A 23,424-nucleotide genomic window follows, 5' to 3' on the forward strand; every position below is an offset into this window, starting at 1 on the left:
ATCAAGCCTCCGCCTTTAAAGTCATCTGTTCAATACGTTTTTCCGGTTGAGCATTCAGGACTATCCGGTTCACATAAATTCCCGGAAGATGGATTTCGTCCGGATCCAGCACGCCAATTTCGACAATCTCTTCGACTTCAGCAATGGTAATTTTGCCGGCCATGGCACAGACCGGATTAAAGTTCTGGGCGGTTTTACGGAAAATCAGGTTGCCGGCTTTATCGGCCTTATAGGCTTTAACCAGAGCAACATCAGCTGTTAAAGATTCTTCCAGAATGTAAGACTTGCCATTAAATTCACGGACATCCTTACCTTCAGCGATCACGGTTCCGACACCCGTCGCCGTATAAAAAGCCGGAATACCGGCACCGCCAGCACGTAATTTTTCTGCCAGTGTACCCTGTGGGGTCAGCTCAACTTCCAGTTCGCCATTTAAATATTGACGTTCGAATTCCTTGTTTTCACCGACATAAGAGGAGATCATTTTTTTAATCTGTTTTGTTTCCAGTAAAAGCCCCAGACCGAAGCCGTCTACACCGGCATTATTGGAAATACAGGTCAGATTTTTGGCACCTGTTTCTTTTAGGGCCGTGATCAAAGCTTCTGGAATACCACATAGGCCGAAACCACCGACAGCCAGAGTATGACCATCTTGCACCACATCCTTTAAGGCGGATTGAGCGCTGTCATAAACCTTGTTTGACATCTTGTCACCTCTATTGTTATTACAGCAGACTTAAATCTGCTGTTTATATCCTTATGGGTTGCTTAAGTTTATTTTGCTCAAGCATGATTATTGTTAAGCACAGGCTTTTTGCCAGTAGGCATTGGCATAATTGGATGGATTATTGCGCTGCAAGACTTCACTGATATTACGACTGGCCTGCATCAGGGCATCCAGCTGAATACCGGTTTGAAAGCCCATATTCGAGAGCAGGTAATACAGGTCTTCAGTTGAAACATTGCCTGAAGCGCCTTTGGCATAAGGGCAGCCACCTAAGCCTGCAATGGATGAATCAAATACACGAATGCCTTGCAACAGTGACTGGTAGATATTGGCGATGGCCATGCCGTAAGTATTATGAAAATGGCCTGCCAAAACTTTAGCATCAAGTTCAGCCAGACAGGCCTCCCAGACGTTTTTCACCCGATTCGGAGTGGCCGTGCCAATGGTTTCACCCAGCGATACTTCATAACAGCCCATCTCCAGCAAACGTTGCGTGACTTTCACCACCTGTTTCGGATCAATGGCACCTTCATAAGGACAGTCCACCATGCAGGAGACATAGCCGCGCACCTTAATATCATTGGCTATGGCCGCTGCCATGACATCGGCAAACTTCTCGAAACTTTCATCAATCGAGCAGTTGATGTTCTTGCGGGTAAAGCTTTCAGAAGCAGCGGTAAATACCGCGACTTCTTTGCAACCCACAGCCAGTGCCGATTCAAAACCTTTCAGATTTGGGGTTAACAAACTGAACTGAATATTCGGATCTTGGGGTAGGCTGGCAAAGAGCACATCACTGTCTGCCATTTGCGGTACCCATTTGGCTGAAACGCAGGAGCCAACTTCGATTGACTGTAGACCGGTTTTCATCAGGTCTAGAATCAGGTTTTTCCGGTCATTCAGGGTTAGTGGCGTCTTTTCATTTTGCAGGCCATCGCGTGGCCCGACTTCTACGATTTTGACAAAATCCGTCATGCCACTTCCTCCGCCAGAGGCTGGAACTCGACCAGTTCATCACCGGCCTTGACTTGGTCACCTTTCTGGAAATATGAACTTGCAATGATGCCGTCATGCGGTGCACGAATTGAATATTCGATCTTCATGGCTTCCAGCGTCATCAGTACATCATCTTTTTTGACTTTGTCATTGGCTGCCACGAGCACCTGGGTAATGACACCTGGCATTGGCGCGATCAGATTATTTTCCGTGCCTTGTTCATCCTGATTATTAAAATCAGACTTCAGGTAATTGAACTTATAGCTTTGACCATTCTGGAATAGAGTAATGCCTTGCTCAGTCTGGCTAAAAGTCAGTTTTTGCTGTTTACCCGCCAGTTGCAACGCTAAAGTATGGGCATCGACGAGCTGACCCTGAATTTGAATTTGCTGACCATTATAACTGGCAACAAAACCTTGATCTTGGGCCTTGAACTGAATTTTCAGGTTGATGCCATTGCGTTGTAATTGCACTGTATGGCTATTTTGCTGATTCAGACGCCAGAATGCTTTTTGCTGCCACACCGGATTGCTTGGAACGGGGTTCTGTGCCTGACGTGACAGAAGTTCAATCAGCGCGGCACTGACCACCAGTTCGGTACTGATATCCGCAGAAGGTTTGAGCAGGAATTCCTCTTCACGCTGAATCAGGCCAGTATCTAAATGTGCATTTTTAAACGAATCACATAGCACCAGGCGATCTAGAAAAGCGATATTGTTACCCAGACCATCGACATGGAACTGACCCAGTGCATGATGCATTTGGGTCAAGGCTGCTTCACGATTTTTACCCCAGACAATCAGTTTGGCAATCATCGGATCATAATAGGTGCTGATTTCATCGCCTTCGACAATGCCACTATCAACGCGGACATGGTCATTTTGCTCCGGATAATGCAGGTAGCTGATCTGACCAATCGCAGGAATAAAGCCTTTTTCTGGTTCTTCGGCATAAACACGGGCTTCGAGTGCATGTCCATGAATCTGCAATTCATGCTGCTGCTTCGGTAAAGGTTCACCAAAGGCTACGCGCAGTTGCCATTCCACCAGATCCTGTCCGGTAATCATTTCAGTGACAGGATGTTCAACCTGAAGACGGGTGTTCATTTCCATGAAGTAAGCTGTGCCGTCTTGCTCCACGATAAACTCGACTGTACCGGCACCGACATAATTTACTGCACGCGCAGCATCGATTGCCGCCTGACGCATCGCCTCCAGTTTGTCTTCCGGCATTTTCGGTGCAGGCGCTTCTTCCAACACTTTCTGATGGCGACGCTGTACCGAGCAATCACGTTCGAACAGATGTACATAATTGCCGTGGGTATCACCAAACACCTGCACTTCAATATGACGTGGCTGAATCACATAACGTTCAATCAGAACGTCTTCATTGCCAAAACTTGAACGTGCTTCACTCTTGCATGAAGCAAGCGAGCTAAGAAAATCTTCGCTGCGTTCCACCAGACGCATGCCTTTACCGCCACCGCCGGCACTGGCCTTGATCAGTACCGGATAGCCAATATTGTCTGCCTGCTGTTTCAGGAAGTCGGCATCCTGATTGGTACCATGATAGCCGGGGGTTAGAGGCACACCGGCTTTTTCCATCAGCGCTTTAGAGGTGGCCTTTAGACCCATTGCCAGAATGGCATCGACTGGCGGGCCAATAAAGACAATATTGTTGTCCTGACAGGCCAAGGCAAACTGGTCATTTTCGGACAGGAAACCATAACCGGGGTGAATCGCCTGGGCACCAGTGTTTTTGGCTGCCTGAATAATGCGATCAATTTGCAAATAACTTTGTGCTGCTGGCGATTCACCAATATAGATCGCTTCATCGGCCAGTTTCACATGTTGTGCCTGAGCATCGGCATCGGAGTAGACAGCAACGGTGGCAATCCCTAATTTCTTCGCTGTACGAATGACACGGCAGGCAATTTCACCACGGTTGGCAATTAAAATCTTTTCAAACATCGTAGGATCCTTCTTGTTGTTATGCCGTGGTCTTGATCCAGGCCGGGCTTTGTTTGTTTAAAAATGCATTCAGTCCATTTTTCGCCTCATCTCCCTGGCGAATATGGGCAATATGCTGTGCGGTTTTAAGCAGTAAATCTTCGGTTAATACCTGTTGGTCAACCAGTTGGATCAACTGTTTGGATGCACTCTGTGCAGCAGGTCCACCCAGTAAAAGTGCTTCCACAATTTCATCAATTTTGCTGTCGAGCTGTTCCGGTGGAGTGACTTCATGCGCAAGACCAATCATTTTGGCCTGTTCAGCAGTAATCCGCTCGGCGGTCAGGAAATAACGTGAGGCCTGACGGGCCCCAATCGCACGAATCACATACGGGCTGATGGTCGAAGGTGCCAGACCTAAACGTACTTCCGACGTCGCAAACTTGGCATCGGTACTGGCCACGCAAATATCACAGGCCGAAGCCAGACCCATGCCGCCGCCAAAGGCAATACCATGTACCCGGGCAATAGTCGGCTGTTTTAAGGTCGCCAAACTTTGCAGCATTTTTGCCAGTTTGAGGGCATCTGCTTCATTGTCAGCCTGTGATGCCTGACCGGCCTGTTTCATCCAGTTCAAATCCGCGCCAGCAGAAAAACTTTTGCCACGACCCGCTATAATCACCACACGGATATCATCACGGCTATTTAAAGACTGGAAGCAAGCATGCAGTTCTTCAATCACTTGGGTATTAAAGGCATTGTGCAGTTCTGCACGGTTAATCCAGACTGTTGCGACCTGATTCTGCTGTTCGAGCTGTAAAAATTGATAATCCATTTTTGATACCTCTTACATGCGGAACACGCCGAATTTGGTTGGCTGGATGGGCGCATTTAGGGCTGCAGCCAGACTCAAGGCTAGTACTTCACGCGATTGCGCTGGATCAATCACACCGTCATCCCATAAACGCGAAGATGCATAATAAGGATGGCCTTGGCGTTCGTACTGGTCACGAATCGGCTGTTTAAACTGGTCTTCTTCTTCAGCTGACCAAGTTCCGCCTTTTTGCTCAATCTGGTCACGTTTTAAGGTCGACAAGACGCTGGAGGCCTGTTCACCGCCCATCACTGAAATACGCGAGTTTGGCCAGGTCCACATAAAGCGTGGCGAGTAAGCGCGTCCACACATACCATAGTTGCCTGCACCAAAAGAACCGCCAATCACTAGAGTCAGTTTCGGTACATTGGCATTGGCGACGGCCATCACCAGCTTAGCACCATTTTTGGCAATGCCTTCATTTTCATACTGGCGGCCGACCATAAAGCCGGTAATATTTTGCAGGAAAATCAGCGGAATATTGCGCTGGGTACACAGTTCAATAAAATGTGCGCCTTTTTGGGCAGACTCGGAAAATAGAATGCCATTATTGGCAATAATCCCGACCGGCATTCCATAGAGCTTGGCAAAACCGGTCACCAGGGTGGTGCCGAAACGTACTTTGAATTCGTCAAAACGTGAGCCATCGACAATACGCGCTATCACTTCACGGATATCAAAAGGCTTGCGCGCGTCACTCGGCACAATGCCGTACAGTTCTGAACTGTCAAACAGCGGCGCTTCGATTTCATCTGCGGTTTTGTTTGGCTTTTTGTTCAGGTTGGCCACGATGTTGCGGGCAATCGCAAGCGCATGTTCATCATTTTCTGCCAGATGATCAGCCACGCCAGACAAACGGGTATGCACATCACCACCACCGAGATCCTCACTGGACACCACTTCACCAGTAGCTGCCTTAACCAGAGGAGGACCGCCGAGGAAGATCGTGCCCTGATTGCGGACAATAATGGTTTCATCTGACATGGCAGGAACATAAGCCCCACCGGCAGTACAGCTACCCATCACCACTGCAATCTGGGCGATACCTTGGCTCGACATACGTGCCTGATTGTAGAAAATACGGCCGAAGTGATCGCGGTCTGGAAATACTTCATCCTGTAAAGGCAAATATGCACCACCTGAATCCACCAGATAAATACAAGTCAGCTGGTTCTGTTCGGCAATTTCCTGGGCACGTAAATGCTTTTTCACTGTTAATGGATAATAAGTACCGCCTTTCACCGTAGCATCATTGGCGATGATCATGCAGGTCACACCGTTGACCTGACCAACACCAGCGACCACACCTGCGGCAGGAACATCATCCTGATACACCTGATAGGCAGCCAGCTGACCAATTTCCAGAAAAGCGGTTCCTGGATCAATCAGGTGATTAATCCGTTCACGTGGTAACAGCTTGCCGCGATCTAAATGTTTTTGGCGGGCAGTTTCGCCGCCACCGAGGGCAATCTTTTCGACTTTCTGTTTCAGGTCATCCACCAGTTGCAGCATGGCAGTCTGGTTGGTTTTAAACTCTTCACTACGTATATTGATTTTGCTCGATAACTGATTCATGACGAACATCCTTGTTTTATTCTAAGTGTTAAGGTTTAGGCTGTTTCGTTGAAGAGTTCACGGCCAATCAACATGCGGCGGATTTCTGAAGTACCGGCGCCAATTTCATACAGTTTGGCATCGCGCCATAAACGGCCTGCAGCAAACTCGTTGATATAACCGTTACCACCTAAAGTCTGAATGGTTTCACCCGCCATCCAGGTCGCTTTTTCAGCAGCATATAAAATGGCACTGGCAGCATCTTTACGCAGGCTACGGCTATGCTCAGCTTTGTCACATTCAGCACCGACCGCATAAACCAGTGCCTTACAGGCTAGCCAAGTCGAATACATGTCGGCAATTTTGCCTTGCATTAACTGGAATTCGCCCAGCGCCTGACCAAACTGTTTACGGTCATGAATATATGGAATCACTGTATCCATACAGGCATCCATAATCCCCAGTGGGCCAGCACTCAATACAGCACGCTCATAGTCCAGACCACTCATCAAGACCTTGGTGCCATTACCGACGCCGCCCATGACGTTTTCTTTGGGTACTTCGACATTGTCAAAAAACAGCGGATAAGTGTTTGAACCGCGCATACCCAGTTTGTCCAAATGTGTGCCATGACTGAAACCTGGCATATTTTTTTCAACCAGAAAGGCGGTCATGCCTTTGGCGCCGGCCTGCAAATCGGTTTTTGCATAGACCACCAGGACATCGGCATCGCCACCATTGGTGATCCACATTTTTGAACCATTCAACAGGTAGTGATCGCCTTTGTCTTCTGCTTTCAGTTTCATGCTCACCACATCCGAGCCTGCATTCGGTTCAGACATTGCCAAGGCACCGACATATTCACCTGAAATCAGTTTAGGCAGATAACGCTGTTTCTGTTCTTCAGTACCATTTCGCTTAATTTGGTTTACACATAGGTTAGAATGTGCGCCATAGGACAGCCCAATGGATGCAGAAGCACGGGAAATTTCCTGCATGGCAATGATGTGCGCCAGATAACCAAAATTTGAACCGCCATATTGCTCACTGACTGTCAGCCCGAGCAGGCCCATCTCGCCAAATTTTTTCCAAAGGTGAGCAGGGAACTCGTTGTCACGGTCAACCTGTTGAGCAATCGGGGTAATTTCTTTGGCGCAAAATGCGGCCACTGAATCACGAAGCGCTATTAGAGTTTCATCCAAACCGAAATCCAAGCTTTGTAAATTCATTCTTCATCCATCCTGAGGTTATATTTGTTGTGTCCAAAAAAGCATTGTTGTTGTGCTTGTGGTTTTAACATACAACGAAAAAATAAAAAAGTGAATCTATATTCACAAAATGATTTACAATTCATTTTATCTTGTTGAGATTAATTTTATGAGTTATAAAAGATCATCATTGATGCAGGAACGAATGGAACAAAATCGCCTGTCGATTTTGGAATCTGCTCGTGAACTGATTATTCAAGGGGGCTTGAAGGAGGCATCGATTCAGGCGATTGCAGAACGCGCAGGCGTTTCTACAGGGCTGGTCTATCGATATTTCGAAAGCAAAAGCCAGATTTTAATTGAGGTTTTGTCGGCCGCGATTCAGCATGAAGTCGGAATTCTGAACCATATTGCCGAGTCAGATTTATCTCCAAAACTGAAATTGCAAAAATCTGTTACAACTTTTGTCAAGCGTGCCATGAATAGCCCCCAATTGGCGTATTCACTGATGTTCGAACCGGTTGATCCGGAAATGGAACATGAGCGTTTTCGCAGTAAGCAGCTGCTTAAGCAGAGCATTAAGGAAATTCTGGCCGAAGGAAAGGTCAATGGAGAATTCGAATTTGAAGATTTGAATACGGCAGCATTGGGCGTGGTTGGTGCCATGACCTTTGTCGTGATTGAACCTTTAAATCCGTCCCGAAATGTCATGTTTGATCAGAAGTATAAGGATCACTTTGTCAAACAGATTGCCGATTTTTGTGTCAACGCAGTACGTGGGCAGGAGGAAAATTTACAAACATAAACACACAAAAAACCGGTACACAGACAAGGTCGTCGTGGTCATAAAACAATTAGTAAAGTTGAAAATCAGAATTACAAAGAATCAAGGAGATCGATTCAATGACACAAGTACGGTTAAGCTATGCCTATGGAACCAGCAGCCAGCCTTTATTGGGCATGACGATTGGTGAAAAATTTGATCAGGCTTGCGAGCAGTATGCAGAACGTGATGCGGTAGTGAGTTTGCATCAGAACATACGCCTCAGTTACCGGCAGCTACAGGATCAGGTCAATGCCTTTGCCTGTCAGCTGCTGAAACTGGGTATGCAAAAAGGTGACCGTCTGGCGATCTGGTCGCCGAACTGTGTGGAATGGACCATTACCCAGTTTGCGGCCTTCAAGGCAGGCATTATTCTGGTGAACCTGAATCCGGCCTATAAAAGCAATGAGCTTGAATATGTGCTAAACAAGGTCTCCTGTAAGGGACTGGTGATTGCAGCGCAGTTTAAGACGACGGACTATCAGGAAATTCTGACTAAAATTGCACCTGAGCTGATGCAGACTGAAAGTAAATTCCTCAATGCAGAGCGCTTGCCGCATTTAAAGCATGTGATTAAAATTGATGATCAGCAGCATACCGGTATCCACCGTTTTCAGGATTTACTAAGCTCGCCAAGCGCCCAAGAGCTGGAACAACTGCAACAGATCTCCAGTGAATTGCAGTTCGATGAAACGATTAATATCCAGTTTACTTCGGGCACTACGGGCAATCCGAAAGGCACCATGCTGACCCATAATAATATTTTAAATAATGGTTATTTTGTCGGTGAAGCCATTCATTTAGGGCCAGAAGACCGTGTCTGTATTTCAGTGCCTTTATTTCACTGCTTTGGTATGGTTATGGGCAATCTGGCCTGTATTACGCATGGTTCCGCCATGATTTATCCGTCTGCCGTGTTTAATCCATTAGAAACCTTAAAAGCCATTCAGCAGGAAAGATGTACCGCGGCTTATGGTGTGCCGACTATGTTTATTGCGGTGCTGGAACATGAACAGTTTGACGAGTTTGATCTGTCCAGTCTGCGTACCGGGATTATGGCGGGTAGTCCATGTCCGCAGGAAATTATGCAGCGCGTGATTGAACGGATGCATATGTCTGAAATCACGATTTGTTATGGCATGACTGAAACCGCACCCGTCAGTGCACAAAGCTCAACGGCAGACAGTGTCGAGCAACGTGTCAGTACGGTTGGCCGGGTACATCCGCATCTGGAAGTTAAAATTGTCGATGAAAATGGCAAGGTGGTTCCACGCGGCCAATTGGGTGAGCTGTGTGTACGTGGTTATTCAGTGATGCTCGGTTATTGGGAAGATCAGGATAAAACCCAGGAAGTGATTGATGCGGCGCGCTGGATGCATACCGGTGATATCGCTGAAATGGATGATGAAGGCTTTGTCAAAATCAAGGGCCGAATCAAGGACGTGGTGATTCGTGGAGGGGAAAACCTGTTCCCGAAAGAAATTGAAGATTTCCTTTATACCCATCCGGCTGTTTCAGATGTACAGGTGATTGGGGTGCCAGACCATAAATATGGTGAGGAACTTTGTGCCTGCATCATCCTGCATGAAAATGATCCTTGTACTGAAGAAACCATCCGTCAGTATTGTAAGGAGCATATTTCTCACAATAAAGTGCCGCGTTATGTGCGTTTCTTCCATGAATTTCCAATGACGGCTTCAGGTAAGGCACAGAAGTTCAAGTTGCGTGAATTTATGCGTGAAGAATTAAATCTGAAAGAGATTGCTTAAATTATAGCAATTTCAGTCTATTACGGGAGGTAGTGTGGTATTTAATGCTTGCATTGCCTCAATTGGAAGGAACTCATCACTATCAACGTGCAGGCTTTTCTTACTTTTGATGGGCCAAAAGTAAGCAAAAGCCCTTTATTTTGCTGAAGGGACTTCCATGTCCCTCAGCAAAATGGCGACATCCATGTCGCCTGTCACGTGATTAAAATGAGGAAAAGTTCAAGACAAGATGATGAGAAATAAAATTTTTTTTATAGATTCCGCATTAAAAAAATCTTTCTCAGCACTAATTCAATAATCAGAATTCAGAGTAAACAGATGGCAAAAAACTTTCACAGTGAAGTCGTGGTCGTCAGTTATGACGATCATATCCGTAAACTGATTCCCGGTTATGAACTGGTGCATCAGCAGATTGAAGCAATTCTCAGCACTGAACTCCCAGAAACCGCACATATATTAATAGTGGGTTGCGGAACAGGTTATGAATTGTCGTATTTATTAGAGCAACATCCAGACTGGACCTTTACTGCAATTGATCCATCAGCAGCCATGCTGAAACAGGCTAGTAAAAATCTGAATTCTATAGATCGACAAAGGGTGCAATTCATCCAAAGCACGATTCAAGATTTGAATCAGCCGGATACTTTCGATGCCGCATTGGCCATTCTGGTGGCTCATTTCATTCCAAATTCCGAAAAAAACGGATTTTTTCAGGCTATCCATCAGTGTCTTAAAACCAACGGTCTTGCATTGACCTATGACCTGATGCAACCCGAAGATCAGCAAGACATCAAAATTATGCAGAAGCTGGCACAGCAGACAGGGTTAAGCGTGGTGCAAAGTAGCAAGATGATTGAACGCTTGGAGCAGGATTTTCACTTGTTATCTGCGCAAAATTTTACAGCACTTTTAACCAAAGTCGGATTTAAACAGTGCAAAATTTATTGTCAAATCATGAATTATCATGGCTTTTTGCTCAGAAAATAAAGATCAAAGAACTTTTTGCAAATTCTAAAGTTTAAGAGAATATTCAGGGAAGTATTAAAACAATGTCGGCATATTACAGTTTTATTCAGCGCGAACAGCATGCAGATGGCAGTACTACGGCTTATTACCGTTCTAATATTCATGCACAAGGTGCGTGGAATCCGCATGAGCAGCACATGGCGCCAGCCACCGGTATTCTATGCGTCGAACTGGAACAGTTTCAGCCACGTGCTGACATGCGTATTGGTCGGGTCGGGCTGGATATTTTTGGCTTGATAGCCTTTGGTGAATTTTCGATTACCACACGCATGATCCGTCCGGGTAAAACCATTGAACTGGTTGAAGCTGAAATGTGTGCCAATGGTAAAACCTGTATCGTGGCACGCGCGTGGAGAATGCTAACTTCAAATACCACGGCCATTGCTGGAGTGGAAGATTTTCCGATCGAAAGTCCAGAATATTTACCGGTTTGGGAGGGTATGCGCTGCTGGCCGGGCGGTTATATCCAGAGTATTGAAACTCGGGCACATGCCGACCATCGTGCAGGCAAGGGCATTGTCTGGTTGAGAAATTCGCTGGACATGGTAGAAGGCCAACCGGCTACAGACTTTAGCCGTTTGCTCGGTATGGTCGATACGGCCAATGGCATCGTGCCACGTCAGGACCCAAATTCCGGTTGGGGATTTCCGAATCTGGACCTGCAGATTCATATGCACCGTCTGCCACAGGGTAAATGGCTGGGACTGGAAGTGGTGCAGCAATATGGTGAAGATGGTATCGGTTTGACCAGCGGGATTCTGCATGATGTTCATGGACCTTTTGGTCGAAGTGAACAGATTCTGACCCTGCGAAAGTTTTAAAGTCTATTCGAAACATCAAGGCCAATTGCCTCAATCTTTATTTATTGGCATGCTGTGCGTAATTTATCAGGAAGAACAGCAGATGCGGATCAGCATGATTGGGGCAGGGCGAGTGGCATATCATCTTGCCCTTGTATTGTCAGCACAACATGAGATCGTACAGATCTACAGTCGAACCCTAGAAAAAGCACAGCAACTGGCTGAGCAATTTAAAGCTCAGGCAATCGCTGAGCCTGAACAGCTGGATCATGAGGTGGATCTGGTCATTATCGCGGTCAGTGATCAGTCGATTGCCAGCGTCATTGAACAGATTCATCCATATCTGCAGCAGAATCTGATCGTACATACCTCTGGCAGTACCCATCTCGATTTACTGAAAAATGTGCATGCGCGTGCAGGCGTATTTTATCCTTTACAGACCTTTAGTCTGGAACGCCAGATTGATTGGCAGCAGACGCCACTGTTTATTGAGGCGATGAATGAGCAGGACCAAATTCTGTTATTAGAACTGGCAAATAGCCTAAGCAATCGCGTTTATACTTATAGTTCTAGTCAACGTCTCAGTTTGCATCTTGCAGCGGTATTTGCCTGTAATTTTGCCAATTATTGTTATGACATGGCCAAGCAGGTGGTTGATGCACAACAGGTCGATTTTAGCCTGCTGTATCCCTTGATGCTGGAAACCGCCAATAAAGCCACTCAGAATGATCCCAAACAAATGCAGACCGGTCCAGCGATGCGTGGTGATCAGAATATCTTGAATATGCATCAGCAGATGTTAGCCAATATGCAGCGGGAAGATTTACAAAATGTCTATCAGTTGTTGAGCCAGCAGATTCTCACGCGTCATCAGAAATGAAGAATCTGAAGATTTATCTACGGAGAAGGGCTCAAAGATAAATTTTCTCCATAAAAAAGCGCTGATTAATCAGCGCTTTTTTGAATCTTGGATTAAGAAATTTTCTTGAAGATAAAATCATTAATCTTGTGACCGGCTTCAATCCCGCGACGTTCAAACTTGGTTTGTGGACGCCATTCCGGACGAGGGTAGCTGTTGCCTTTGCCCGCCAGATTTTCCAGACGTGGACGTTCTTCCAAGACTTCAAGCATCCATTCCGCATACGGTTCCCAGTCCGTTGCAGCATGGAAAGTTCCGCCAAGTTCCAGCTTTTGCTCCACCAGTGGCATACGGTCATGCGAAACAAAACGGCGTTTAAAGTGACGTTTTTTCTGCCATGGATCAGGGAAGTACAATTGCACAGTATTGATACTATTGTCCGGCATTTCACGCAGCACTTGAATTGCATCAGCATCTAGCACACGTAAGTTAGTCAGGCCTTCAACACCTGCTTCGTAAATGCATTGCGCAATACCCGGTACATGCACTTCAATCCCGACAAAGTTACGTTCAGGATTGGCTTTGGCCATCAATACCAGTGAACGGCCCATACCAAAACCGATTTCTACAGTCAAAGGGCGCTCTGGATGTTCAAAGTGCTGACGTAAATCGCCCACTGGATATTCCAAAATTAAGTGACCATATTGTTCAAGCGCAGTACGTTGAGAGGTGTTTAACGGCATTGAGCGGCGCATAAACGTCACGATTTCACGGTGCTCGCTTAAGTTTTCCAGCTCAACGACTTGCTGGTCTAATTGATCGTTCGACATAACTTTGGCAAATCTAAAAATTCAGAATGCGGTATTTTAAGTCCTGAGCCGAGCAAGTCAAACTTTTCTCGGTATTTCTTCATAAAAATTGGCGAGATCTTCCAGATAAAATAAAAGAGCCAATTGAGGCTCTTTTATTAATCACCGTTCATCAGCTACTAAACCGGTCAATCAGTGTACTGCTGGCTTCATTTAAACCGATCACTGTTACGTCTATATTTTGGGCTTTAAATTTCTGGATCACATTATTCAACATGTTTACTGAGGTCACATCCCAGATATGCGCGTGGGTTAAATCCAGTTCGACATGCTCAAGCTTTTCCTTAAAATCAAAGAACTGATAGAATTTTTCTGTACTGCTGAAGAATATCTGTCCGGAAATAATATAGCTACGTGAATTGACCGTATTTAAATACGTATAGACATGTATAGTTCTTTCCAGTTTATTAATAAAGAACAGGGCAGAGAGCAATACGCCGACAAATACACCAAGCGCCAGATTATGAGTGGCAAGCACGACAATAATCACGGCAATCATCACGGTATTAAATTCTAGCGGATGTTTGCTGAATTGCTTGATTGCTCCCCATTGAAAGGTGGTAAATGCCACCATAATCATGATCGCAACCAGAGCTGCCATTGGGATATAAGCCAGCCAGTCTTTCAAAAAAACCACGAGACAGAGCAGAAACACGCCAGCGACCAGAGTCGATAAACGGGTACGTGCCCCTGAAGACACATTGATAATTGACTGGCCGATCATGGCACAACCGGCCATCCCGCCCATAAAGCCGCTGACAATATTGGCCATACCCTGACCACGACATTCCTGATGACGGTCACCTTCAGTTCCGGTCACTTCATCAATGACCGTAGTGGTCATCATGCTTTCCAGCAAACCGACAGTCGCCAAGGTAAAGGAATAAGGCAGGATAATTTGCAAGGTTTCCAGATTGAGTGGAATTTCTGGAATCAGGAAAACTGGCAAAGTATCCGGGAATTGTCCAAGATCGCTCACGGTACGCATATCTACACTTAACAACAGCGCCAACCCGCTTAATACGATAATACAGATTAAAGGTGAGGGAATGGCTTTGCCAATTTTCGGGATATACGGAAACATATATATAATCGCCAGACCAATCGCAATAAACAGATAACCGGTGCTATCCATCCTGTTAATTTCCGGGATTTGTGCCACAAATATCAGGATCGCCAAGGCATTCAAAAATCCGTATACCACCGCCTGCGATACAAAGCGCATTAATTTAGCGACTTTAAAATAACCCGCAATGACCTGAATGATGCCGGTCAGAATTGTGGCAGCCAACAGATATTGCAAACCATGTTCTTTTACCAAGGTAATCATCAAAAGTGCCATTGCGCCTGTAGCCGCAGAGATCATGGCAGGACGGCCACCAAAAAAGGCAATGGATACTGCAATGCAGAAAGAGGCATATAAACCGACTTGCGGATCAACACCGGCAATGGCAGAGAAGGCAATTGATTCAGGAATCAGGGCAAGTCCCACCACCAGACCTGCCAATACATCTGTGCGGATATTGGAAAACCATTCTTCTTTTTTCAGGCTAATCACGAAATATCATCTAAATTTTGAAAACCTGTGTATGTTAAACAGATAGAGATAAAAATCTACACAAGATTGACTTGCAAAAGCCCGGAATATCCTGAATATTGAATGAGTAACTGCCCTGAGGTGACAGTTACGCTTTTTTGCAATTTACAGGTTTGATCACTTGAAAGTTTGTCAGAAGCGATTTAAAACATTGAGAAGTGTATAACAAGGATCAGAAATGAAGCTTTACTATTCGCCAGGTGCCTGCTCACTGGCAGCACATATTATTTTAAATGAAATTAATGTCGATTTTGATTTGGAACGTGTTGATTTAAAAACACATAAAACAGAAAAAGGTACGGATTATTACGAAGTTAATCCTAAAGGCTATGTACCAGCGTTAGAAATTAACCCTGGTCTGATCCTGACAGAAAATGTTGCAATTCTACCGTTTCTTGCTCAACACGATCCAAAACAAGATCTGATTCCACCATCGGGCATGGGACGTGCCAAAGTGCTGGAATGGTTAGGTTATCTGAACTCTGAACTACATGATGCCTATGCGGTGTTCTTCGGTGGCAAGTTATCCGAAGATGAAAAGAAAAAAGCCTATGCAGAGATTGATCGACTATTGAGTTATATCGATAAAGCGATTGGTGAATCGGACAATGATTATCTGGTGGATGATAACTTTGGGCCTGCGGATGCCTATCTATTTGTCTTGACCAACTGGTCGAACCAGATTGAGCATGATTTGAGTCCATATAAAAATATTATTCATATCCGTAATAAAGTGGCAGAACGTCAGTCTGTACAGATTGCTATGCGTGATGAAGGTCTGATTCCTTAACTAAAAACAAAAATAAAGGACTCAATTGAGTCCTTTATTTTTGTTCATGAAAATTTATTTAAAGAAATAGCCGGTTTCCGGTGAGCTGGCATTGGCCATACGCTTGCGCGGCATACGGCCTGCAAGAAAAGCTTCTCGGCCTGCTTCAACGGCTTTTTTCATCGCAGATGCCATTAATACCGGATTTTGTGCAGCTGCAATCGCTGTATTCATGAGTACACCATCACAACCCAGTTCCATCGCAATCGCGGCATCACTCGCTGTACCGACACCGGCATCGACTAGGACAGGAACTTTGGCATTTTCCTTGATGATTGACAGGGTATGTGGATTCAGAATGCCCAGACCAGAACCAATCAGGCTACCCAATGGCATAATCGCAACACAGCCCATGCTTTCCAGCTCTTGCGCCACGATCGGATCATCCGAGGTATAAACCATGATCTCAAAGCCATCGTCAATCAAGGTGCGCGCAGCTTTCAGTGTTTCGGTTACGTTTGGATAAAGTGTCTTTTCATCACCCAAAACTTCAAGTTTGACCAGATTGTGGCCATCGAGCAACTCACGCGCCAGCATACAGGTGCGGACGGCACTATTGGCATCGAAGCAACCTGCGGTATTCGGCAAAATGGTATATTTTTCCGGAGGAATGACTGACAGCAGGTTCGGCTGGTCAGGATCTTGGCCAATATTGACACGGCGAATAGCGACAGTGACAATCTCTGCACCACTGGTTTCAATGGCCTGCTGAGTTTCATTTAAATCTTTGTATTTGCCCGTGCCTACCAAAAGGCGTGAATGGAATTGGCGTGAACCAATCTGTAATAAATCTTGCATAATTGTCCCGAGTATTAGCCGCCACCGACCGCGTGAATAATTTCTATTTTGTCTGTATCGCAAATTGGCGTATCGCCCAATCTGCTTTTAGGAATAATCATTTCATTGACTTCAACTGCAAAACGCTTACCCTCAAGCGCCATACTCTGAATCAGTTCCAGCAGATTCTTGCAGTGAGTTTCCTGTCGTTCGCCATTGATGTAAATCATCATTCTAGCAACCCTCTATGATTAAGTGTTGTTCAAATTTATCTGGCGTATTTTAAAGCATTCCAGGCCAGAATTAACCATCCGGCAATCATTAAAGCCCCGCCGATGGGCGTAATAGCACCTAAACCGCGGGGTAATCCTAAGGCCATGATATACAGTGAGCCAGAAAACAGTAAAATGCCGACCTGAATCAGACCGAAGCTCCATTGAATGGGCAATGCAGGGATGACTTTCGCCAGTAAAGAAAGAATCAGTAGTCCTAAGGCATGATAGAAAAAATAATCCGTTGCCGTTTGCCACCAGCCGAGCTGTGCTTCAGTCGCCCGCGCTTTTAAACCATGTGCACCAAAAGCACCGAGCATGACTGCAAGTGCCAAATTAAGTGCTGAAATCGCAATCCACATTTGAATTGATCTTCCTGATAAAGTTTGCGCTCAACCTTAGCATAAATTCAAAATGCGGACATAAAAAAGCCTTCATCAAAGAAGGCTTTTTCGAGGTAAATCAGTAACAGAATTTGGTGTTAATTGGATGACATCGCCACTTTAATTTTTTCCATGGCATTTTTTTCCAGCTGACGAATACGTTCCGCAGAAACATTATATTCGGCTGCAAGCTCATGCAGGGTCGATTTCTCGTCATCTAGCCAGCGACGCTGCAAGATATTACGTGAACGATCATCTAGCTGATCCATGGCTTCATGCAGGGCAGAGGTGCTTTGCTCCTCATAGTCTTCATTTTCAATCAGACGAGCCGGGTCATAACGATTATCTTCAAGATATAACGCTGGTGCCACATGGGTGGAACCTTCATCATCGTCATCGCTTGATGCATCAAAAGCCGCATCATACGCCGTCAGACGGCCTTCCATTTCCAGTACTTGTTCTGGTGTGACATTTAAATCATTGGCAATAGACTGTGCTTCTGCGAGCGTCAACTTTTTCGATGATTTCTTCAGGCTGCGCAGATTAAAGAACAGTTTACGTTGCGCTTTAGTGGTGGCGATTTTCACAATACGCCAGTTACGGATCACGTATTCGTGAATTTCCGCCTTGATCCAGTGCACGGCAAATGACACCAGACGTACGCCCATATTCGGGTCAAAACGTTTTACAGCTTTCATCAGGCCCAGGTTGCCTTCCTGAATCAGGTCGCCTTGTGGCAAACCATAACCTGCATAACTACGCGCAATATGTACTACAAAACGCAAATGCGACATGACCAGCATTTTCGCTGCATCTAAATCTTGGTCATAGTAATAGCGTTCAGCCAACTCTTTTTCTTGTTCGGCTGTTAAAATCGGAATCTGATTGACAGTGCTGATATAAGCACCGAGGTTGACACCTGGCGCCGATAATGACAGGGGCATCAACTGATTGCGGCTGTCACTCATGTGTTCTCCTTGAAGTGCGGGATAACCCTAAACTAGGTTTTATCTTAATCCAATCTCTCCACAAATAATGGATATTTGGGTAGAGAAATGTAAAAAAGTATACGAAAGTGAGGATCAACAGTTTAATTGAAATTTTTTAAGATTCAATTAAGTAGTGAAACTCTGTATCAGAAATTTTTTTAAATTCAAGCTTGAGCTGATGCAGCTGACAATAGCGGCTGACATCCGTCTGGCTATGCGGATCAGATGATTTCAGCAGGAATGTTTTCTGATTTCCGGCCTTTAATGCGCGCTTTAACATTAATAGCGGCATCGGGCACGGTTTTCCCATGGCGTCTATAAGGCTGAAATGCGCTGGATCTTCGAGCATTACGGTTTCATTTAGGTAGCAGAAAAGGCTATAAATAGTAGCAAATATGATGCCAGAACCAAACTAGTTTAAGAAAAAGAAGATCTAAATGACTTTATAAAGTCTTTTGACAATTTTCATGAAAAAAATAACTAAATCAAACAGAACATGCTAAAAAAAATCTATTAATTGTGATAAACCCATGTTAAGCTCGTTGCGTATTTGGGACTTTGAATAAACAAAGTGATTGTTTTTCACCCTATTACATAAATGGATGTAACCGGGATTTTGTTGATAGTTTTACAGAATGATTACAAGCTTAAAAATAATATTTTCAAACTTGTTTGCTCTGCTGTTTGCAACACCGGGTGGTCCTTCTTTTAGTTTCAATGAGGATTAACTTATGACAGCTGCTCGCGAACAAGGCGTAGTTAAGTGGTTTAACGATACTAAAGGCTTCGGCTTTATTCAACGTAACGGCGGCGATGACGTATTCGTTCATTTCCGTGCTATCCAAGGTGACGGTCACCGTTCACTTCGTGACGGCCAACGTGTTGAATTCAGTGTTGTTAAAGGCCAAAAAGGCTTTCAAGCTGAAGAAGTTCAACCATTAGACTAATCTTCGGATTAAGCTAAAAAGAAAACGCTCCAATATAACTTGGGGCGTTTTTTGTTTATACTATCCCTATCTTAGTGATTACCCAATTAGAGCACCGCTTTATGTCATCTGGTTTTGAAACCTTAAATTTACATCCCAATCTAAAAAAAGCGATTGATGCTTTAGGCTTTACCACCATGACGCCTATCCAGCAGAAGGTTTTGAAATTCACGCTGGCAGGACATGATGCAATTGGCCGTGCACAGACTGGTACAGGTAAAACTGCGGCCTTTTTAATTAGTATCATGAACGATCTGTTAAATAATCCGATTCAGGAACAACGTTATCGTGGTGAGCCGCGCGCGCTGATTCTGGCACCGACCCGTGAACTGGCATTGCAAATTGAAAGCGATGCACAGCACCTGGCGAAATATGCGGGTTTGCATGTGGTGACCTTGCTGGGTGGTGTGGATTTTGACAAGCAAAAGAACCAGCTTAATAAAGCGCCTGTCGATATTATGGTGGCTACACCAGGTCGTCTGATTGATTTTGTAGAACAAAAAGAAGTCTGGCTAGATCAGATTGAATTTTTAGTCATTGATGAAGCAGACCGTCTACTGGATATGGGTTTCATTCCATCGGTTAAACGGATTGTACGTTTCTCGCCGCGTAAAGAGCAGCGTCAGACTTTAATGTTCTCTGCAACATTTAGCTATGATGTGTTGAATCTTGCGCAGCAATGGCTGTTTGAACCGGTTACGGTTGAAATTGAGCCAGAAAAGAAAACCAATGCTGATGTCGAGCAACGGGTTTATATGGTGGCAAAATCAGATAAATATAAATTGTTGCAAGAAATTCTGCGTGATGAGCCGATTGAGAAAGTCATGATTTTTGCTAACCGTCGGGATCAGGTACGCAAACTTTATGATCATTTAAAACGGGATGGTTATAAGGTGGTGATGTTGTCTGGTGAAATCGCGCAAGATAAACGCACGAAAATGTTAGATCAATTTAAAAATGGTCAGCATAATATTATGATTGCGACGGATGTTGCTGGTCGTGGTATCCATGTCGATGGTGTGTCGCATGTGGTGAACTTCACCTTGCCGGAACAGTCGGATGATTATGTGCATCGTATTGGCCGTACCGGTCGTGCGGGAACCAGTGGCGTGAGTATTAGTTTCCTTGCAGAAGATGATGCGTTCTATCTGCCAGAAATTGAAAAAGCCATTGGGCAAAAATTGCCTTTGACCCGCCTGGAAGGTTACTGCTAATACAGACCATATAAAAAAACCGCTCTTGAAGAGCGGTTTTTTTATTGCGCTGTGGTTTAAGGCTTATTTGGCCTGACAGCGGAATGTAAGCACCGTCTGATAATCATCATTCTGGTTTAAACCAGTATTGGTACCTGCGATATTGCCAAGGACAGTAGCGGCTGCCTGAATCATCTGACCTGTTTGTTCATCGACTACGCCTTTTAAAGCGCCGTTATAAGCTGTCTTTTCATCCACAATAATGGGGGTTGATCGAGAGCCACAAGCTTTATTGGCCGCAGTAATCGCATTGTTTTTTGAGGTCAGTTGATTTTTACCTAATCCGGTCACCTCATACTGGTTATTTTCCTTTTGCACTGCCAATGCAGTCGGGTTTGAGGCACACGCAGTAAGCAGTAATGCAGAAATAGCTAATCCGCTGAAAGCGATTGTTTTTTTCATCATGAAATCTCAAGTAAATACGATGCTGAATATTTCAACACAGCAAGCAGCGCAGATTTTGTAGCTGTTGTATAAGTTTAGCAATTTTTGGTATAGCTCTATGTGAGTTAGGTGAAAAATAGAGCAGTACAGGATTGAAAAACCAAACAAGTTTATTTTCAAGTGGCGATGAGCTTGCTGAATCGCTATGAAGTTTCTAGCGTATTTTTCTTTGAATATGCTAATCTTGAGTATGGTTTTTAAGTGTAGATATACAAGGCAATGACGGAATCTGCGATTGACATCGTTCATCAAAATATTCACCAACGGCAATCGATTGGTCATCTGCTGGCACCGGCACCGAATGCAGAACAACTGGAAAAAGCCTTTCAGGCGGCATTAACTGCACCCGATCATCATCGGCTCAAGCCGACCACATTTGTCGTGGTTCCAGATAATCAGCGTGAAGCTTTTGGAGAGTTGCTGTCGCAGGCGCTCGTCGATTTGGGTGAAACTGAAACAGCGCAGATTGAGCGGGTCAAGAATCATCCGTTTCGTGCGCCCTTATTGGTACTTGCCTTAACGCGTTTGCAGGATCATCCTAAAGTTCCGCATTTTGAACAAATCCTTAGTTCAGGCGCAGCGATTCAGAATTTTCTGCTGTCACTTCAGGTTCAGGGTTTCTCAACCATGTGGCGTAGCGGTGCTGTAGTCGAGTCTGGCCTGTTTAAGCAGGCATTGGGAATTTCAAAAGACGATCTGGTCTCGGGTATTATTTATATTGGCACTGCCGCAAAAGCAATTCCCCCGCGTGCAGAGATTCAAACCAGTGATTTTGTAAGTTATTGCAACCAGAACAGCTAGTTGGCACGGTATAACAGGATATTAAAAAATAAGATGTCAGAATTAAATTTCTCAAAACTGGTAGAACCGGTTGCAGTTGATCATAAGACAGCTTTAAGAGTAACGGTATTGGGTGGGGGTAGCTTTGGTACTGCAATGGCCAATACTGCAGTGCGTAATGGTTGCAATACCATGATCTGGATTCGTGATGAAGCAGTTGCGGCAGATATTAATGCCACCCATATCAATAAACGCTATTTGCCAGATTTTAAGTTAGAAGAAAATCTGCTGGCGGTGTCAGATCTGGAACAGGCTGTGCGTGATCGCGATATTATTTTAGTCGCAATTCCGAGCCATTCTTTCCGGGATGTTTTGCAGCAAATCAAACCTTTTATTACATCGCAAGCCGTGATCTCGCTGACCAAGGGTATTGAAGCCAAAACCTTTAGTTTCATGAGCGATATTATTCGTGAAGTGTTGCCTGAAGTGCCTTATGGTGTGTTATCAGGACCGAATCTGGCCAAAGAAATTGTGGCAGGACAGCCAGCAGGAACCGTGATTGCCAGCCAGTCCGAGCTGGTGCGTTATGCCGTACAACAAGCCTTACATAGTGCCTTGTTCCGCGTATTCGCCAGTGATGATGTGCATGGGGTAGAACTCGGGGGCGCATTAAAAAATATCTATGCTGTCGCGATGGGCATGGCTGCTGCGTATAATGTGGGTGAAAATACCAAGAGTATGATCCTGACCCGTGCTTTGGCCGAAATGAGCCGTTTTGCAGTAAAACTCGGTGCTAATCCGCTGACTTTCCTTGGGCTTTCAGGTGTGGGTGATTTGTTCGCTACCTGTAGCAGCCCTCTTAGCCGTAATTATCAGGTGGGTTATGCGCTTGGTAAAGGTAAAACCCTGGAGCAAGCAACGACTGAATTGGGGCAAACGGCAGAAGGGATTAATACCATTGTGCAGGTCAAGGCGCGTTCGGAAGAACTCGATGTGTATATGCCGATTACCTCGGCCTTGTATGATGTGATTTTTGAAGGTGCGCCACCACTCAATATTGCATTGTCATTGATGAAAAACGGTCATCGCAGTGATGTTGAATTTGTCTTGCCACATCATCAAGTCTGATCTATAACACAGGGACTGTCTGCGAATTGTCATATTCGCTGCTTATCATGCAGGCAAAAGAATATAAGGAAATCAAATGCAACTGACTTTAGTTCGACATGGCGAGGCCGCACCACCGGTCAATGGTAATGACACCAAGCGACCTTTAACGGAGCGTGGTCATCAACAGGCTGAGCAGACTTCACAGTTCTTAAAGGATCTGATTAAGCCTGAAGTCTTTGTGGTCAGTCCGTTATTGCGTGCGCAGGAAACTCTGGCACATTTGCAGCATTATTTTAAAGATGTGCCGGTGGTGATCTGTAATACGATCAAACCGGATGATGATGCTAAGGTCGCAGTGGAATGGTTGTCGCAACTGCCTTATGAGTCGATTGCAGTAGTGTGTCATATGAATGTGGTGGCACATATGTCTTCCATTCTGCTGGCTGAATCTTTTCATCCCTATGCATTGGCAGAAGCACGTATTTATGATCAGGCGGTGATTGCCCCTGGCTTATCCACACAGATAAAAAGCTTTATTCCTACACTATAA

25 protein-coding genes are annotated in these 23,424 nt (G+C 45.0%); 11 read left to right on the forward strand and 14 right to left on the reverse strand.

Translation table 11 applies throughout. The features are described 5' to 3' along the window. Position 1: 1 nt before the first annotated feature. The 6 genes from MTX11_RS07405 to MTX11_RS07430 form a co-directional block, all read right to left on the reverse strand. Positions 2 to 706, reverse strand: coding sequence for a CoA transferase subunit A (locus MTX11_RS07405; protein ID WP_004729993.1), 705 nt, complete (start codon positions 704 to 706; stop codon positions 2 to 4). 93 nt (positions 707 to 799) lie between these two features. Further along, positions 800 to 1,702, reverse strand: coding sequence for a hydroxymethylglutaryl-CoA lyase (locus MTX11_RS07410; protein ID WP_168386803.1), 903 nt, complete (start codon positions 1,700 to 1,702; stop codon positions 800 to 802). Then, complete coding sequence (locus MTX11_RS07415) at positions 1,699 to 3,693, reverse strand: acetyl/propionyl/methylcrotonyl-CoA carboxylase subunit alpha (RefSeq protein WP_243474763.1); 1,995 nt, start codon at positions 3,691 to 3,693, stop codon at positions 1,699 to 1,701. Before MTX11_RS07415 ends, MTX11_RS07410 begins: the two co-directional genes overlap by 4 nt. 19 nt (positions 3,694 to 3,712) lie before the next feature. Beyond that, entirely contained in the window at positions 3,713 to 4,507 is a 795-nt protein-coding gene (locus tag MTX11_RS07420; RefSeq protein WP_243474764.1) for an enoyl-CoA hydratase/isomerase family protein, read from the reverse strand. Positions 4,508 to 4,519: 12 nt separating this feature from the next. Then, complete coding sequence (locus MTX11_RS07425; RefSeq protein WP_243474765.1) at positions 4,520 to 6,121, reverse strand: carboxyl transferase domain-containing protein; 1,602 nt, start codon at positions 6,119 to 6,121, stop codon at positions 4,520 to 4,522. Between the two features lie 35 nt (positions 6,122 to 6,156). Then, positions 6,157 to 7,329 carry an isovaleryl-CoA dehydrogenase gene (locus tag MTX11_RS07430; RefSeq protein ID WP_243474766.1) on the reverse strand — a complete coding sequence of 391 codons (1,173 nt, stop codon included), beginning with the start codon at positions 7,327 to 7,329 and terminating at the stop codon, positions 6,157 to 6,159. A 148-nt stretch (positions 7,330 to 7,477) separates the two neighbouring features. Here MTX11_RS07430 and MTX11_RS07435 point away from each other — a divergent pair, with 148 nt between their 5' ends. The 5 genes from MTX11_RS07435 (at position 7,478) to MTX11_RS07455 (ending at position 12,606) form a co-directional block, all read left to right on the forward strand. Continuing rightward, complete coding sequence (locus MTX11_RS07435; RefSeq protein WP_243474767.1) at positions 7,478 to 8,113, forward strand: TetR/AcrR family transcriptional regulator; 636 nt, start codon at positions 7,478 to 7,480, stop codon at positions 8,111 to 8,113. 98 nt (positions 8,114 to 8,211) lie between these two features. Further along, positions 8,212 to 9,900 (forward strand): AMP-binding protein, encoded by a 1,689-nt coding sequence (locus MTX11_RS07440; RefSeq protein WP_243474768.1) that lies wholly within the window; start codon positions 8,212 to 8,214, stop codon positions 9,898 to 9,900. Between the two features lie 318 nt (positions 9,901 to 10,218). Beyond that, positions 10,219 to 10,887: a class I SAM-dependent methyltransferase gene (locus MTX11_RS07445; RefSeq protein ID WP_243474769.1), complete on the forward strand. Its 669-nt coding sequence runs from the start codon at positions 10,219 to 10,221 to the stop codon at positions 10,885 to 10,887. Between the two features lie 62 nt (positions 10,888 to 10,949). Then, positions 10,950 to 11,747 carry a thioesterase family protein gene (locus MTX11_RS07450; RefSeq protein WP_243474770.1) on the forward strand — a complete coding sequence of 266 codons (798 nt, stop codon included), beginning with the start codon at positions 10,950 to 10,952 and terminating at the stop codon, positions 11,745 to 11,747. A gap of 82 nt (positions 11,748 to 11,829) precedes the next feature. Continuing rightward, positions 11,830 to 12,606, forward strand: coding sequence for a Rossmann-like and DUF2520 domain-containing protein (locus MTX11_RS07455; RefSeq protein ID WP_243474839.1), 777 nt, complete (start codon positions 11,830 to 11,832; stop codon positions 12,604 to 12,606). A gap of 92 nt (positions 12,607 to 12,698) precedes the next feature. Here the strand turns inward: MTX11_RS07455 and trmB are convergent, their stop codons facing one another. Next, on the reverse strand, positions 12,699 to 13,415 hold the full coding sequence (gene trmB / locus MTX11_RS07460) for a tRNA (guanosine(46)-N7)-methyltransferase TrmB (RefSeq protein WP_243474771.1): 717 nt from the start codon (positions 13,413 to 13,415) through the stop codon (positions 12,699 to 12,701). Positions 13,416 to 13,566: 151 nt separating this feature from the next. Then, positions 13,567 to 15,012: a SulP family inorganic anion transporter gene (locus tag MTX11_RS07465; protein ID WP_243474772.1), complete on the reverse strand. Its 1,446-nt coding sequence runs from the start codon at positions 15,010 to 15,012 to the stop codon at positions 13,567 to 13,569. A gap of 217 nt (positions 15,013 to 15,229) precedes the next feature. On the opposite strand from MTX11_RS07465, the gene MTX11_RS07470 reads away from it, so the two are divergent. Next, positions 15,230 to 15,841: a glutathione binding-like protein gene (locus MTX11_RS07470; RefSeq protein ID WP_004280108.1), complete on the forward strand. Its 612-nt coding sequence runs from the start codon at positions 15,230 to 15,232 to the stop codon at positions 15,839 to 15,841. A 54-nt stretch (positions 15,842 to 15,895) separates the two neighbouring features. Here MTX11_RS07470 and MTX11_RS07475 read toward each other — a convergent pair whose 3' ends face one another. The 5 genes from MTX11_RS07475 to MTX11_RS07495 all read right to left on the reverse strand — a co-directional run bounded on the left by MTX11_RS07475 (position 15,896) and on the right by MTX11_RS07495 (position 18,650). Further along, complete coding sequence (locus tag MTX11_RS07475) at positions 15,896 to 16,678, reverse strand: thiazole synthase (protein WP_005107305.1); 783 nt, start codon at positions 16,676 to 16,678, stop codon at positions 15,896 to 15,898. A gap of 14 nt (positions 16,679 to 16,692) precedes the next feature. Next, on the reverse strand, positions 16,693 to 16,890 hold the full coding sequence (gene thiS, locus MTX11_RS07480) for a sulfur carrier protein ThiS (RefSeq protein WP_243474773.1): 198 nt from the start codon (positions 16,888 to 16,890) through the stop codon (positions 16,693 to 16,695). A 35-nt stretch (positions 16,891 to 16,925) separates the two neighbouring features. Next, on the reverse strand, positions 16,926 to 17,291 hold the full coding sequence (locus tag MTX11_RS07485; protein ID WP_004280103.1) for a DUF423 domain-containing protein: 366 nt from the start codon (positions 17,289 to 17,291) through the stop codon (positions 16,926 to 16,928). 119 nt (positions 17,292 to 17,410) lie between these two features. Beyond that, complete coding sequence (rpoH, locus tag MTX11_RS07490; protein WP_004280101.1) at positions 17,411 to 18,280, reverse strand: RNA polymerase sigma factor RpoH; 870 nt, start codon at positions 18,278 to 18,280, stop codon at positions 17,411 to 17,413. Positions 18,281 to 18,416: 136 nt separating this feature from the next. Further along, entirely contained in the window at positions 18,417 to 18,650 is a 234-nt protein-coding gene (locus MTX11_RS07495; RefSeq protein ID WP_035335151.1) for a sulfurtransferase TusA family protein, read from the reverse strand. 382 nt (positions 18,651 to 19,032) lie between these two features. Between MTX11_RS07495 and MTX11_RS07500 the strand changes: the two genes are divergently transcribed. Then, positions 19,033 to 19,248 carry a cold-shock protein gene (locus MTX11_RS07500; protein WP_004280099.1) on the forward strand — a complete coding sequence of 72 codons (216 nt, stop codon included), beginning with the start codon at positions 19,033 to 19,035 and terminating at the stop codon, positions 19,246 to 19,248. 101 nt (positions 19,249 to 19,349) lie between these two features. Beyond that, positions 19,350 to 20,501, forward strand: a complete 1,152-nt coding sequence (rhlB, locus tag MTX11_RS07505; protein ID WP_243474774.1) for an ATP-dependent RNA helicase RhlB — start codon at positions 19,350 to 19,352, stop codon at positions 20,499 to 20,501. Between the two features lie 63 nt (positions 20,502 to 20,564). Here the strand turns inward: rhlB and MTX11_RS07510 are convergent, their stop codons facing one another. Further along, entirely contained in the window at positions 20,565 to 20,945 is a 381-nt protein-coding gene (locus tag MTX11_RS07510; protein WP_004646604.1) for a hypothetical protein, read from the reverse strand. A 258-nt stretch (positions 20,946 to 21,203) separates the two neighbouring features. Between MTX11_RS07510 and MTX11_RS07515 the strand changes: the two genes are divergently transcribed. The 3 genes from MTX11_RS07515 (at position 21,204) to MTX11_RS07525 (ending at position 23,424) form a co-directional block, all read left to right on the forward strand. Continuing rightward, positions 21,204 to 21,785, forward strand: a complete 582-nt coding sequence (locus MTX11_RS07515) for a nitroreductase family protein (RefSeq protein WP_243474775.1) — start codon at positions 21,204 to 21,206, stop codon at positions 21,783 to 21,785. 33 nt (positions 21,786 to 21,818) lie between these two features. After that, on the forward strand, positions 21,819 to 22,892 hold the full coding sequence (locus tag MTX11_RS07520; RefSeq protein WP_004280094.1) for an NAD(P)H-dependent glycerol-3-phosphate dehydrogenase: 1,074 nt from the start codon (positions 21,819 to 21,821) through the stop codon (positions 22,890 to 22,892). A gap of 76 nt (positions 22,893 to 22,968) precedes the next feature. Further along, positions 22,969 to 23,424, forward strand: a complete 456-nt coding sequence (locus MTX11_RS07525) for a phosphoglycerate mutase family protein (protein WP_243474776.1) — start codon at positions 22,969 to 22,971, stop codon at positions 23,422 to 23,424.

Origin of the sequence: Acinetobacter lwoffii (genome assembly GCF_022809915.1) — a bacterium.
Classification (GTDB): domain Bacteria; phylum Pseudomonadota; class Gammaproteobacteria; order Pseudomonadales; family Moraxellaceae; genus Acinetobacter; species Acinetobacter lwoffii_M.

Coding starts and splice junctions, on each gene's coding strand:
- MTX11_RS07405 (WP_004729993.1), bottom strand. CDS start 706: ATGTCAAACAAGGTTTATGACAGCGCTCAATCCGCCTTAAAGGATGTG.
- MTX11_RS07410 (WP_168386803.1), bottom strand. CDS start 1,702: ATGACGGATTTTGTCAAAATCGTAGAAGTCGGGCCACGCGATGGCCTG.
- MTX11_RS07415 (WP_243474763.1), bottom strand. CDS start 3,693: ATGTTTGAAAAGATTTTAATTGCCAACCGTGGTGAAATTGCCTGCCGT.
- MTX11_RS07420 (WP_243474764.1), bottom strand. CDS start 4,507: ATGGATTATCAATTTTTACAGCTCGAACAGCAGAATCAGGTCGCAACA.
- MTX11_RS07425 (WP_243474765.1), bottom strand. CDS start 6,121: ATGAATCAGTTATCGAGCAAAATCAATATACGTAGTGAAGAGTTTAAA.
- MTX11_RS07430 (WP_243474766.1), bottom strand. CDS start 7,329: ATGAATTTACAAAGCTTGGATTTCGGTTTGGATGAAACTCTAATAGCG.
- MTX11_RS07435 (WP_243474767.1), top strand. CDS start 7,478: ATGAGTTATAAAAGATCATCATTGATGCAGGAACGAATGGAACAAAAT.
- MTX11_RS07440 (WP_243474768.1), top strand. CDS start 8,212: ATGACACAAGTACGGTTAAGCTATGCCTATGGAACCAGCAGCCAGCCT.
- MTX11_RS07445 (WP_243474769.1), top strand. CDS start 10,219: ATGGCAAAAAACTTTCACAGTGAAGTCGTGGTCGTCAGTTATGACGAT.
- MTX11_RS07450 (WP_243474770.1), top strand. CDS start 10,950: ATGTCGGCATATTACAGTTTTATTCAGCGCGAACAGCATGCAGATGGC.
- MTX11_RS07455 (WP_243474839.1), top strand. CDS start 11,830: ATGCGGATCAGCATGATTGGGGCAGGGCGAGTGGCATATCATCTTGCC.
- trmB (WP_243474771.1), bottom strand. CDS start 13,415: ATGTCGAACGATCAATTAGACCAGCAAGTCGTTGAGCTGGAAAACTTA.
- MTX11_RS07470 (WP_004280108.1), top strand. CDS start 15,230: ATGAAGCTTTACTATTCGCCAGGTGCCTGCTCACTGGCAGCACATATT.
- MTX11_RS07475 (WP_005107305.1), bottom strand. CDS start 16,678: ATGCAAGATTTATTACAGATTGGTTCACGCCAATTCCATTCACGCCTT.
- thiS (WP_243474773.1), bottom strand. CDS start 16,890: ATGATGATTTACATCAATGGCGAACGACAGGAAACTCACTGCAAGAAT.
- MTX11_RS07485 (WP_004280103.1), bottom strand. CDS start 17,291: ATGTGGATTGCGATTTCAGCACTTAATTTGGCACTTGCAGTCATGCTC.
- rpoH (WP_004280101.1), bottom strand. CDS start 18,280: ATGAGTGACAGCCGCAATCAGTTGATGCCCCTGTCATTATCGGCGCCA.
- MTX11_RS07495 (WP_035335151.1), bottom strand. CDS start 18,650: ATGCTCGAAGATCCAGCGCATTTCAGCCTTATAGACGCCATGGGAAAA.
- MTX11_RS07500 (WP_004280099.1), top strand. CDS start 19,033: ATGACAGCTGCTCGCGAACAAGGCGTAGTTAAGTGGTTTAACGATACT.
- rhlB (WP_243474774.1), top strand. CDS start 19,350: ATGTCATCTGGTTTTGAAACCTTAAATTTACATCCCAATCTAAAAAAA.
- MTX11_RS07510 (WP_004646604.1), bottom strand. CDS start 20,945: ATGATGAAAAAAACAATCGCTTTCAGCGGATTAGCTATTTCTGCATTA.
- MTX11_RS07515 (WP_243474775.1), top strand. CDS start 21,204: ATGACGGAATCTGCGATTGACATCGTTCATCAAAATATTCACCAACGG.
- MTX11_RS07520 (WP_004280094.1), top strand. CDS start 21,819: ATGTCAGAATTAAATTTCTCAAAACTGGTAGAACCGGTTGCAGTTGAT.
- MTX11_RS07525 (WP_243474776.1), top strand. CDS start 22,969: ATGCAACTGACTTTAGTTCGACATGGCGAGGCCGCACCACCGGTCAAT.